An 11309-nucleotide genomic window follows, 5' to 3' on the forward strand; every position below is an offset into this window, starting at 1 on the left:
TTGCGGCAGACTCGGGTGCGTCATGACGGATGGACGCAGCGGGACGGCGGGAGCGAAGCGCACGGTGTACTGCGAGGACGCGCTCGCGTGGCTGGAGGCGCGGCCGGTGCTGGACGGATGTTCGGTGGTGGCGTCGCTGCCGGACGTCTCCGAGTTCCCGTCGCTCACGGTGCCCCAGTGGAAGGACTGGTTCGTGGGGGCGGCGGCGAAGGTGTTGTCGCGGGTGCCCCAGGACGGGGTGGCGGTGTTCTACCAGTCCGACGTGAAGAAGGACGGGTCCTGGGTGGACAAGGGCTACCTGGTGTCGAAGGCGGCGGAGGCCGCGGGGTGCGACACGCTCTGGCACAAGGTGGTGTGCCGCCGGACGCCGGGGACGGTGACGTTCGGGAGGCCGGCGTACTCGCACCTGCTGTGCTTCAGCCGGGGGCTGAAGGCGGACGCGGCGAAGTCCACGGCGGACGTGTTGCCGGACCCCGGCGAGGTGACGTGGACGCGAGGCATGGGGCTCAACGCGTGCCTGGTGGCCTGCCGCTTCATCCTGGAGCAGACGCACACGCGCACGGTGGTGGACCCCTTCTGCGGCCACGGCACCGCGCTCGCGGTGGCCAACGCCCTGGGCCTGGACGCGGTGGGCGTGGAGCTGAGCCGCAAGCGCGCGCGCCGCGCGAGGAACCTCCAGGCAACATGGACGGGCAGCAAGCTGGAGCTGTCCAGCATGGCCGGCGACGCAGAAGAACCGTCGCCGGGAGAGGCCTGACGGCTCAGGCGTCGTCGTCCTCGAAGGATGCGCGCAGGTGGCTCAGGGGCAGGAACAGCCGCTGGGGCCACTCCGGCGCACCGGGCCTGGTACCGATGAGTGGCCGGTAGCCGAAGCGCGCGTAGAAGCGGGCCGCGAACGCGTCCTTCGCATCCACGATGACGAGCACGACGCCCGCGTTCTCCCCGATGGCCAGCGCGCGGCGGTGCGCGTCGTCCAGCAGCTGCTCGCCCACGCCCGCGCCCCGGACCCGCGAGTCCCGGGCGAGCCTTCCGAGGATGACCGCCGGCAGGGGATAGCGTGGCAGGCGTTTGATGACCTCTTCCGGTGCCTCGTCCCGCGACACCTGCCCCACGGAGAGCGTGTAGTACCCAAGCACCCGGGGCCAGTCGGGCCGGGTGTCCGGCCGGCGCAGCACCCAGGTGCGGCTGACGTCGCGGCGCTGGTTCTGGCCCGCGTCCTGCCGGAAGAAGCGGTTGAGCGCTTCGTGCTCGCACTGGAAGCCGCTGGCCGCGTCCTCGCGGGTCAGCGCTTCCGTGTACGGCGCGGGAATGGCGGGCGGCTTCCGGCTCAAGGGCGCTCGCGACGGCGGCGACGGGAGAGCTCACGCAGCGCACGCGTCGGCTTCGCGGGCGCCCCCACCGCCTTGGCCACCCGGTCGAAGTCCTTCGCGGGCAGGACGATGGACTCCTCCCCCATCGCCTTCCACTCCAGCCGGGTCAGCGCCGGCGAGCTGTACTCGCGCAGGGGCTGCCCGGGCTCATGGGGCACGAAGGCGAGCCGCGCTCCCCGCCGCGCCTCCAGCACCACCTTGTCCAGCAGGCTGATGGCCTCGGTGATGATCTCCGAGACGTCCCCGCCCAGCTCGCGCCGCAGCCGCTGGACCTGCTCCATGACCGGATCGGAAACGGTGGGTTGCAGTCGGTGGGACATGGCGAGCACTCCTGACTCACTTCTGATGCGGAAGTGAATCACTTATCCCTCGCACCCCGGAGATGCAATCCGTGCCGCTCAGGCCGCCTGCGCTCCCGCGAGCGCCTGGGCCACATCCTTCTCCAGCTGGGTGAGGAACGTCTCGAACAGGCGCTCCTCCAGCGCGAGCGCGGGCTCCAGCGTCACTCCTGCCTTCTCCAGGCGCTGCTGACAGGCGTCCTCGATGGCGCGGCGGTGGGACTGCTCCTCCACCACCACGCGCCCCAGCTCCTCGCGCACCACCGCGTGCCGCGTGGCCGCCTTGTAGAGCGGATAGAGCACCATCGCCCGGCGCTCCACCACCGCCGTCGTGAGCAGGTAGTGCAGGTACACGTCCGCCGTCCCCGTCACCCCCGTCACCCACTCCGCCAGCTGCCGGTCCAGCGACTGGAACCACGCGGACGCCGCGCCCACGCTCAGGAACTCCGTCACGTCCTCGCGGCCCGCGACCTCACAGGCCAGCCGCTTGAACGTGAACGCGTGGCGCGTCTCGTCCGCCAGGTGCCCCAGCACCTCCAGCGACGGATGCCGGTCCGCCACCGTGCGCGAAATCTTCCTCGCGCCAATGAACTCCAAGAGCGACACCGTGTGCAGCCATCGCACTTCCAACTCCGGAACCTGAACCAGCTGCCGCAACACCGACTGGATTCTGTCACGCATGGGGCGCCCCTCTATCGCGCCCCGCGGGCCCTCCCAAGCACTGTCGCTCCGGACAGGGGGAATCCCCCGCGCTCCGCTGCGTCCTGGCCTGGAGGCCAGGGTCGGAGGACTGGCCAACAGTGTCCGTGCCCCCGCGTTTGACCCGGAGGCCCCAGGCGTCTTTTGCTTCCAGATGTCGAGGGCTGCGCCTGGTGCCGGGGGGTTGACCAGCATGCGTCCACATCGCGGAGACCCGCATCCGTCAGGGCACCCCCCTGCCGCCGCGTCGCGGCCCGGCACCGGTGCGCGCGCATGAAGTCCCCGCCCGTGTCCTCGTACCGTGGCGTGACCGCCTTCCGGCGCTGGATGCGCGCCCAGGACGCGGGCCGGCTCCTCGCCTCGCTGCGCGTGCGTCCCCTCGCGGGCTTCCTCCTCCGGGGCTCGGCGCTCGTGGGCATCGTCGCGTGGGCGCCCGGCGTGCACGCCTTGTTCGCCGTGCCCCTCACGCCCGCGCTCGCGTGCTTCCTGCCCTGCGCCGTCCACCGCGTCGCCTTCGCCTGGGTGCACGCGCGCAGCAGACGCGTGGCCGCGTGGAGCTGGCTCGCGTGGCTGCCGGGCCTGGCGCTGCTGCACTTCTTCCTCGCGAGCCTCATGGCGCTCGCGGAGCTTCCCGGGGCGCTCTTCTTCGGCGTGCTGCTCATCGGCACCGCCGCCGTGCACGGCCGGCGCTACCGGGTGACGTGGCGCGAGCCCTTCCTCACGGTGGGCACGCTCGCGGCCCTGCTGGGCGCCCTGCCCCTGGCGCGCGGCTCCCAGCACGCGGTGCTCTTCGCCGTCGTGGGCCCGGCCGCGCTGCTGGCGCAGCTGTACCTGGGCGCGCTCGCCGTGCGCTACGACCGGGCACGCACGGACGCGGACCGCCTGCGCGCCGCCGTGCACGCGCAGCTGGTGGAGCAGCAGGAGCGCGACGTGGGCCGCCTCACCCAGGCGATGGCGGAAATCCTGGGCCACCACCAGGGCATGGACCAGGCGCTGCATGAGGCCGGCACCGCCGTGGACATGATGAAGGCGTTCGGCACGCAGCGCGGCGTGCTCGCGCGCAGCGGCTTCGACGACCAGGCCCGCCAGCTCCAGGACAGCCTGCGGCAAATCCAGGAGATGGTGAAGGAGGTGCGCGCCAAGAGCCGCCGCTTCGCCGGCACGGAGCCGGAGGCCGTGGACCTGGGGCTGGTGCTGGAGTCCGTGCAGGCCCAGGTGTCCCTGCGCTTTCCATACGTGGACATCCACGTGGAGCTGGAGCCACCCGGGCCGCCTCGCGCGCTGCTGCGCGGCGGACCGCTCACGCTGCGCCGGGTGGTGGAGAACCTGGTCGTCAACGCCTGCGAGGGCAACAGCGAACAGGGCGCGTCGCGCGTCTACATCCGCGCGCGCACCGAACCGCTCAGCGGACGCCTGGAGGTGGAGATCGAGGACGACGGACCCGGCTTCCCCCCGGAGCGCCTCAACGCGCCCGCGGAGGAGCTCTACACCACCAAGTCCCAGGGCACGGGGCTGGGCCTCTACACCAGCGAGTGCCTGCTGCGCGCCAGCGGCGGCCTGCTGCACCGGAACAACGGACCGGGCGGCGGCGCCCTGCTCCGCATCCTGCTGCCCCGGGAGTACCCATGAAGCGCCTGAGCGCCCTCACCCCGACCCCGTCCACGCCCCTGACGCGCGGGCGGAACTCGAATGAAGCAGTGGCCCCATCCAGCGCGGGCCTGGCTCCGCTCACGGCGTGCGACGTGTGGACCCACCACGACGCCCTCGCCGCGCGCGGACTGGTGCGCCAGGGCCATGGCCGCCGGGTGTACGGCCACACGGGGCTGGTGGACCGGCTGCCTCCGCCCGGCACGCCGGGGCCGGAGCTGATGGAGCGCCTGAGGGGTTCGCAGGAGGCGCTGCTCGCGGAGCTGGCGCGCGCCATGGGCTCCTTTCCGGACGGCGGCGACGTGCTGGACGCCGGCAGCGTCCTGGGAGGCAGCGCGCTGTACTGGGCCCAGGAGCACCGCGCGCGGGTGACCACGATGGTGGCCGTGCCCACGCACCTGGAGCACGTGCGAAGGTTCGTGCACGAAGCCGGCATGTGCGCGCGCGTGCGGCCCCGGCTGTGCTCGGGCGAGCCGCCGCGAAGCCGCGAGGGCTACGACGCCGTCATCGCCGTGGAGCACACCTGCGCCCTGCCCCGCGCGGAGTGGCTGCGCCGCGTGCACGCCCGGCTCAAGCCCGGCGGCCTGCTGGCTGTCGCGGACTGCTTCTGGGTGCGCCCCAACGCGGTGCACCCGTCCGAGGACGCGTGGCGCAAGCAGCTGGGCAGCGTGAACGCGTTCCTCGCCGACGCGCGCGAGGCGGGCCTGGAGCTGGAAGCGCACGACGACGTGTCCGCGCGGGCGGTGGGCTTCTGGACGCTGAGCTCGGAGCTGCTCGTCCACGAGCACATGGCCTGCGCTTCCGGCGACGCGAAGAACCTGCGCGCCGCGCTCAACGCCGTGCGCGCGGAGTCCCGGCGCGAGCACCTGTGGCTGCAACAGGGCCTGCTCGATGGCGGCCTGGAGTACGCGCTGCTCGTGCTGCGCCGCGAGGCCTGAAGCGCCGTGGAGGAACGGACGGCCCGGCGAGCGCTCATCCCGTCCCCCGTGGAGTGGGCGGCCCGGCGGCGTGCAGCCTCCGGACGATGCTCCCGCGACGCCCCACCCCCAGCCTTGGGGTCGTCACAACCAACACGGGGGTTCGACATGAAGGGTTTCACGCGATGGGTGGTGCTGGGCGCGGTGGCGGGCGCGATGGCCCTGACTGGATGTCAGAGCAAGGAGCGCTCGAAAGAAGGCATGGGCGGCTCCGGCTCGCAGCAGGGCACCACGCAGGGAACCGGGGGCTCCGGCATGGGCACTGGGACCGAGCAGGGCGCGGGCTCGGGCGGAAGCTCGGGAGCAGGCACGGGCTCGACGATGGAGCCCAGCACGGGCGGCGCCGGTGACGCGGGCACGGGGGGTGCCGGTGACTCGGGCATGGGTGGCTCCGGCATGGAGGGCTCCGGCAGCACCACCGGCAGTGACACGGGCGGCTCCATGACGCCGGGCTCCGGCTCCAGCACGGGCGGCTCCGGCAGCGACATGGGCTCGTCCGGCGGCAACAACACCACCGGCTCCGGGACGGGCGGCAACATGGGTGGCTCCGGGAACGAGACCACCCACTAGGCCTTGATGCGTCCAGGCCTCGGGACGGCGCGGGCGGGCGGAATCGCCACGCCCGCGCCCCTCCCTCAGAGCTTCACCCTCAACGCACCGGCCGCCACAGGATTTGGCCGCCCACGCCATGGCCGTCGTTGAAGCGGCCATACGACTGCCAGCCGTTGACGGGCCACGGTTCGATTTTCAGCAAGGGGACTGGCCCCGCGTCCAACGTGCCGGGTTTCCACCGGTGGACTCCGCGTGCGACCCCAGGACGTCCCCTGTGTCCACCGGCGCATCACCCTCCGGGGCGGGAAAGTCGGGTAGGTGGCGGGACTCGGGTACGGTGCCCGCACGATGCGCTTCTCCTTCGTGCACGCCGCGGATCTCCATCTGGACACGCCGTTCCGGGGGGTGGCCACGCACGGCCCGCTCCTGGAGCGCTTCCAGCAGTCCACCTTCCATGCCCTCGCGCGCATCGTGGACGTGTGCCTGCGTGAGCGCGTGACGTTCCTCCTCCTGGCCGGGGACCTGTTCGACGTGAAGGACCGCTCGGTGCGCGCCCGGCTCACGCTGCGCACGGAGCTGGCGCGACTGGACCGCGCGGGCATCCAGACGTTCATCGTCCACGGCAACCATGATCCGCTGAGCGGCGACACCGGCACGCTGGCGCTGCCCGCGTCGGTGAAGGTGTTCGGCCCGGAGTGGGAGGACGTGGAGGTGCGGCGCGAGGGCCGGCGCCTGTGCCACGTGCAGGGCGTGTCCTATCCGGACGTGGAGGTGCGCGAGAATCTGTCCGCGAGGTTCCGCCGCACCGGCGAGCACTTCAGCGTGGGCCTCCTGCACGCGAACCTGGGCGGTGACGCGGGCCACGCGAACTACGCGCCCTGCACGGCCGCGGACCTGGCGGCGGGCGGGCTGGACTACTGGGCCCTGGGCCACGTGCACACGCGCGCGGAGCACCTGCTGCCCGGCGGCGGCGTGGCGGTGTACCCGGGCAACCCGCAGGGCCGGCACGTCCACGAGACGGGCGAGCGCGGCTGCGTGGTGGTGGACGTGGAGGACGGCGTCGCGCGCCGGAGGTTCGTGCCGGTGGACCGCGTGCGCTGGCACCGGCTGGACGTGCCGCTGTCCGGCGTCACGTCGCTGGACATGCTCCAGGCGGTGGCCACGGAGGTGGTGGAGTCGCGCTGCGCGGAGGACTTCGACGGGCACGCGGTGCGCCTGACATTGGCCGGACGCGGCCCGCTGCACCGGGAACTCGCGCGGCCGGGCGCGAGGATGCAGCTGGAGGCGGACCTGCGCGAGCGGCTGTCGCGCGCGCACCCGCCGGTGCTGCTGGAGTCGCTGCGCGATGGCAGCCGGCCGGAGGTGGACCTGGAGGCGGTGCGCGCCGGGGGCGGCTTCCTGGGCACGCTGCTGGATGAGGCGCAGGCGCTGTCGCACGACGACGCGGCGCTCGCGTCGCTGTGGGACGACGAGGACCTGACGACGCTGGGGCAGCGGCTCAAGCGGCTGGGCGTGGATGCGCTGGAGGCGCCCCGGCCGGAGCTGGTGACGCAGGCCGGGCAGCGCGGCGTGGAGCAACTCCACGAGGAGGCGTCATGAAGCCGGGCCTGCGCATCAACCGCTTCCAGGTGGACGGCTTCGGGCACTTCCGGGGGTACTCGGGGACGCCGGGGCCGGGGCTCACGCTCTTGTACGGGCCCAACGAGGCGGGCAAGAGCACGCTGCTCGCGTTCCTGCGCGGCGTGCTGTTCGGCTTCGAGAAGCGCGGCCAGCCGGAGCGCTACGAACCGGAGGGCGCGCTCTTCGGCGGCGAGCTGTGGCTGGAGACGGCGTCCGGCCCGCTGGTGGTGCACCGCCACGGGGGGAAGCGCGCGTCGGAGGGGACGCTCACGGTGCGGAGCCCGGAGGGGCAGCCGCTGCCGGAGACGCTGCTCGACCAGGCGCTGGCGGACGTGCCGCGCGAGCTGTTCTTCGAGGTGTTCGCCTTCCGCCTGGATGAGCTGTCCTCCTTCCAGCGGCTCGCGCAGCAGCGGGGCGTGTCGGAGGCGCTGTTCGCCGCGGGCATGCAGGGCGCGCGTCGGTTGCCGGAAGCAGTGGAACGGCTGCGCAAGGACGCGGAGGGGCTCTACGCACCGCGAGGACAGAAGCCCGAGCTCAACCGCGTGATGAAGGAACTGGAGGACGTGCAGCAGGCGCTGCGCGAGGCGGGAGACCGGCCCGCGCTCTACTTCTCCACGCGAGACCGGCTGGCGGAGCGCATCGCGGAGGGCCACGCGCTGGAGGTGGCGCGCAAGCAGACCGAGCACGCGCTGGATCACGCCGCGCGGCTGGAGTCCGCGCTGGGGGACCTGGCGGTGCTCGCGCGCGACCGGGCGGAGCTGGCCACGCTGCCGGTGCTGGACACCTTCCCGCCGGGCGCGGAGACGCGGCTGGAGGACGTGCTCCAGCGGCGCAAGACGTACCGGGCCCAGCAGGCGCAGCTGCATGAGCGGCTGACGCCCATCGAAGAAGCGCGGGAGCGGCTGGCCGCCCCATGGCCCGTGCGCGAGCGCGCCGAGTCCCTGCGCACGGCGCTGGCCACGTACTCCGGCCATTCGGAACAACTGCGTGCGCTGCCCGCGCGCAGGGCAGCGCTCACGTCGCGGCGGCGGCAGCTGGAACAATCGCTGGGAGAGCTGGGGCTCGCGGTGGACGCGGGCGGGCTGCTCGCGCTGGACCTGGGTGCGCGGGCGCGGGGAGAGCTGGAGTCGCTCGCGGCGAGGCTGGACGCGGCGGACGCGGCGCTCGCGCAGGTGGAGGTGGAGCAGGCGCGCACGCGCGAGGAGCGGGCGCGGCTGGAGACGGCGCTGGCGCGGGTGCGGACGGAGGTGGAGGCACTGCCGGAGGAGCGGCCCGCGCAGGTGCGTCAGCGGCAGGCGGCGGTGGGGCGGATGCGCGCGGTGCGCGGGGACCTGGAGCGGCTGGCCGAGCAGCGCATGGAGCAGCGCCGCCAGATGGACGGCGTGCGGGCCCCCACGGACGCGGTGCCGCTGCGCTCGCTGTTGCCGCTGTCGTGGGTGGTGGCGGCGGCGGGCGTGGCGATGGGGTTCTCGGTGCTCGCGGCGTGGGTCGCGAACCTCACGGTGGGCATGCTGTGCGCGGCGGGCGGGATGATGCTGGTGGGGTTGCTCCTGCTCGTGCGCCATCGCGTGGAGACGGCACGGCACGCCAGCCTGGAGGCGCAGGCGGCGCGCCATCGCTGGCGGCAGCAGGAGGAGGAGCGCTTCCGCTCGGTGCAGGCGGCGATGTGCGCGCGCGAGGAGCTGCTCCAGCGGGAGCTGCTGCACGCAGCCGGCGCGGCGGGAATGTCCCCGGGCGCGTCGCTGGCGGACCTGGCCGCGCAGGAGGTGCTGCTCGCGGAGCTGCTGACGCAGGCCGAACGGCGGGAGCTGCTGCTGCGGGAAGAGGACACGCTGCGCACGGCCTGGGACGCGGCGGTGCGCGACGACCAGCGCGTGGAGGAGGCGCGGCTGCGCGCGGATCAACGTGAGGAGATGCTGCGCGAGGAGTGGGTGGCGTTCCTCGCCGCGCGTCGTTTCCCGGAGGCCCTCTCCTCGGCATCCGCGCTGACGCTGTGGCGCGATGCCGCGGCGCTGCGGCAGCGGCTCCTGGACCTGCGCACGGACGAAGAGGAGTTCACGGTGGCGGAGGCCGCGTGTGACGCGGTGACGGCGCGGCTGCTCCAGGAGGCGCATGCGGCGGGCCTGCCCCCGGGTCCGGCGGAGACGGTGGCCGCGCGGGTGTCCGTGGCGCTGGAGGAGGTGCGCTCCCGGGCGGCCGACCAACGGCACCTGGACGGTCAGCGCGGGGAGCTGCTGGCGGAGAAGGCACGGCTGGACCAGCTGGTGCTGGACGAGGACCAGGCGTGGGAGGCGCTGCTCGCGGAAGGGGGTTGCCAGGACGAAGCGACCTTCCGCCGCCGCGCGGTGCAGGCACGCCGGTACGCGGAGCTGGCCGCCCGGGTGCGCGAGCACGCCCAGCGGGTGCAGGCCCTCACCGGCATGGGTGAAAACGCGGCGCGCGAGGAGGTGCACGCGGCGGGAGGCGAGGCGGGCCTGAAGGACCAGCTGGCCACGCTGCGCGAGCGCCACCGCGCGGAAGGCGAGCGGCACAAGGCGGTGCTCACGGAGCAGGGCAGCCTGAAGACGCAGCTGTCCCAGTGGGAGAACGACGACCGCGTGTCGCGGCTGCGCATCCAGGAGGAGACGCTGCGGGCGAAGGCCGCGGAGCTGGCCACACGCTACGCGGCGGACCGGCTGACGCTGGCGTTGCTGGGGCGGGCGCGCCGGAGGTTCGAGGAGGAGCAGCAACCCCGCGTCATCCAGCTGGCGAGCGAGCTGTTCTCCGAGCTGACGGCGGGCCGTTACCGCCGCGTCTTCATCCCGGCGGGGGATGCGCGGGAGCTGCGCGTGAGCGACGGCGCGAAGGACTGGAGCGCGGAGCAGCTGTCCCGGGGCACGCGGGAGCAGCTGTTCCTCGCGTTCCGGCTGGCCGTCATCCGAGACTTCGGAGAGACGCGGGGCGCGCTGCCGCTCATCACGGACGACGTGCTGGTGAACTTCGATCCGGAGCGGGCCCGGGGCGCGGTGCGGCTCTTCGCGAGGCTGGCGGAGCACCACCAGGTCATCGCCTTCACCTGCCACCCGTGGCTGCGCGAGCACTTCGAGGCCGAAGGCGCCCACGTGCTGGAGCTGCCCGGCGCCGCGAAGCCCCCGCGCGAAGGCCCCCAACCCCTGCGGGTGGTCTCCAGCGGCTAGGGATGCTCCGTCACGAGCAGGCAGCCCCAGCCGTCATACGTGCCACCGTGCGCCTCCACGATGTCGAGGATCTCCTCGGACACCGCGTCCACTCGCGCCTCGTCCACGGTGTCCACCCGGTGGAAGTCCAGGCGACACATGAGCCCGGGCACTGCGAGGAGCTGACACTGGAGGCCTTCGAATCCCAGGTCCCGAAGCCGGGCCTCCGCGTCCTTCGCCTGATGCTCCCACGGGAAGTGCGCGCGGTGCTCCACCCTCCGGGCCACCTCCAGCAGGTCCCCCTCCGTCCGCAGGAGCGCGACCCGCTGCCGGTTCATCCTCGACTGATACTGGAGGGCCGGAGGGAAGAGCGTCCGGAGATACTCCGTCCAGCGAGGGTCCCGCGTCCGCGCCACGCCCACGTCGAACACCGGGTCCGCCTCATCGCTGTCCCGGAGCCCGTTCGACATCGGGTTCTTCAAGGGGAGCGTCAGCCGCCAGAGCACGGGGTGGCTGGCCATGGGTGCATACGGGCTGGCGCCCAGGTCGATCTCCACGGTTTGCGGCCCCTGCGTGGACCACCGGAAGTAGACCTCGAAGGACTCTTTCCAGGGCTTCGTGGAGGACGGAGCGCTCATGGCGGGCCAGTTTAACCCCCGGCGTTCGTGGCCCGGTCGACCTCGCGCCCCCGCGCGGATCCAGACCCTGGCGCACAAAAAAATACTGGGAGCGCGCCCCCTCGACGCGCTCCCAGTAACTCAACCCCTCCCCCGAGGGGTCCCCCTCATCCGGATGCGGCCCCCAAAGACCCGCGTCCGTCCTGCTTTTCCTTCAAAACGTCGACTGCCAAAAACCTTGAGTCCCGGAAGATCGACCCCCGAAACCCTTTCCCCCTCTGCCCGGTCCGCTCTGCGTTCCGAGCCCTTGGACACCGGCGGCTCTGCCCCCAGC

General features: G+C 73.1%; 10 protein-coding genes. 6 read left to right on the plus strand and 4 right to left on the minus strand.

Annotated features, from left to right (window positions below; genetic code table 11):
- Positions 1–22 precede the first annotated feature (22 nt).
- Positions 23–757, plus strand: coding sequence for a class I SAM-dependent methyltransferase (locus D7W79_RS30595; RefSeq protein ID WP_120528910.1), 735 nt, complete (start codon positions 23–25; stop codon positions 755–757).
- Positions 758–761: 4 nt separating this feature from the next.
- Here D7W79_RS30595 and D7W79_RS30600 read toward each other — a convergent pair whose 3' ends face one another.
- From D7W79_RS30600 to D7W79_RS30610, 3 genes are all read right to left on the minus strand, one after another.
- Positions 762–1331 (minus strand): GNAT family N-acetyltransferase, encoded by a 570-nt coding sequence (locus D7W79_RS30600; protein WP_120528911.1) that lies wholly within the window; start codon positions 1329–1331, stop codon positions 762–764.
- Positions 1328–1690 (minus strand): hypothetical protein, encoded by a 363-nt coding sequence (locus D7W79_RS30605; RefSeq protein ID WP_120528912.1) that lies wholly within the window; start codon positions 1688–1690, stop codon positions 1328–1330. The genes D7W79_RS30600 and D7W79_RS30605 overlap by 4 nt, the downstream gene beginning before the upstream one ends.
- Positions 1691–1768: 78 nt before the next feature.
- Positions 1769–2389 carry a hypothetical protein gene (locus D7W79_RS30610; RefSeq protein WP_120528913.1) on the minus strand — a complete coding sequence of 207 codons (621 nt, stop codon included), beginning with the start codon at positions 2387–2389 and terminating at the stop codon, positions 1769–1771.
- Between the two features lie 291 nt (positions 2390–2680).
- On the opposite strand from D7W79_RS30610, the gene D7W79_RS30615 reads away from it, so the two are divergent.
- From D7W79_RS30615 to D7W79_RS45895, 5 genes are all read left to right on the plus strand, one after another.
- Positions 2681–4036 carry a sensor histidine kinase gene (locus D7W79_RS30615; RefSeq protein WP_120528914.1) on the plus strand — a complete coding sequence of 452 codons (1356 nt, stop codon included), beginning with the start codon at positions 2681–2683 and terminating at the stop codon, positions 4034–4036.
- Positions 4033–4992, plus strand: coding sequence for an SAM-dependent methyltransferase (locus D7W79_RS30620; protein ID WP_120528915.1), 960 nt, complete (start codon positions 4033–4035; stop codon positions 4990–4992). The genes D7W79_RS30615 and D7W79_RS30620 overlap by 4 nt, the downstream gene beginning before the upstream one ends.
- A 147-nt stretch (positions 4993–5139) precedes the next feature.
- Complete coding sequence (locus D7W79_RS43905; RefSeq protein ID WP_158617085.1) at positions 5140–5601, plus strand: hypothetical protein; 462 nt, start codon at positions 5140–5142, stop codon at positions 5599–5601.
- A gap of 330 nt (positions 5602–5931) precedes the next feature.
- The gene (locus D7W79_RS30625; RefSeq protein ID WP_120528916.1) at positions 5932–7182 is read left to right on the plus strand and encodes a metallophosphoesterase family protein; all 1251 of its coding nucleotides are present in this window, start codon (positions 5932–5934) and stop codon (positions 7180–7182) included.
- Complete coding sequence (locus tag D7W79_RS45895; RefSeq protein ID WP_120528917.1) at positions 7179–10379, plus strand: AAA family ATPase; 3201 nt, start codon at positions 7179–7181, stop codon at positions 10377–10379. The genes D7W79_RS30625 and D7W79_RS45895 overlap by 4 nt, the downstream gene beginning before the upstream one ends.
- On the opposite strand, the gene D7W79_RS30635 is transcribed toward D7W79_RS45895, so the two are convergent.
- The gene (locus D7W79_RS30635; RefSeq protein ID WP_120528918.1) at positions 10376–10996 is read right to left on the minus strand and encodes a ribonuclease E inhibitor RraB; all 621 of its coding nucleotides are present in this window, start codon (positions 10994–10996) and stop codon (positions 10376–10378) included. The two genes, D7W79_RS45895 and D7W79_RS30635, sit on opposite strands and share 4 nt — an antisense overlap.
- Positions 10997–11309 lie beyond the last annotated feature (313 nt).

The organism is Corallococcus exercitus (assembly GCF_003611585.1).
Taxonomy (GTDB): Bacteria; Myxococcota; Myxococcia; order Myxococcales; family Myxococcaceae; genus Corallococcus; species Corallococcus exercitus.

Excerpts from the sequence above, each read along its gene's own strand:
- D7W79_RS30595 (WP_120528910.1), top strand. The coding sequence starts at position 23 with ATGACGGATGGACGCAGCGGGACGGCGGGAGCGAAGCGCACGGTGTAC.
- D7W79_RS30635 (WP_120528918.1), bottom strand. The coding sequence starts at position 10,996 with ATGAGCGCTCCGTCCTCCACGAAGCCCTGGAAAGAGTCCTTCGAGGTC.
- D7W79_RS30610 (WP_120528913.1), bottom strand. The coding sequence starts at position 2,389 with ATGCGTGACAGAATCCAGTCGGTGTTGCGGCAGCTGGTTCAGGTTCCG.
- D7W79_RS30620 (WP_120528915.1), top strand. The coding sequence starts at position 4,033 with ATGAAGCGCCTGAGCGCCCTCACCCCGACCCCGTCCACGCCCCTGACG.
- D7W79_RS30625 (WP_120528916.1), top strand. The coding sequence starts at position 5,932 with ATGCGCTTCTCCTTCGTGCACGCCGCGGATCTCCATCTGGACACGCCG.
- D7W79_RS45895 (WP_120528917.1), top strand. The coding sequence starts at position 7,179 with ATGAAGCCGGGCCTGCGCATCAACCGCTTCCAGGTGGACGGCTTCGGG.
- D7W79_RS43905 (WP_158617085.1), top strand. The coding sequence starts at position 5,140 with ATGAAGGGTTTCACGCGATGGGTGGTGCTGGGCGCGGTGGCGGGCGCG.
- D7W79_RS30605 (WP_120528912.1), bottom strand. The coding sequence starts at position 1,690 with ATGTCCCACCGACTGCAACCCACCGTTTCCGATCCGGTCATGGAGCAG.
- D7W79_RS30615 (WP_120528914.1), top strand. The coding sequence starts at position 2,681 with ATGAAGTCCCCGCCCGTGTCCTCGTACCGTGGCGTGACCGCCTTCCGG.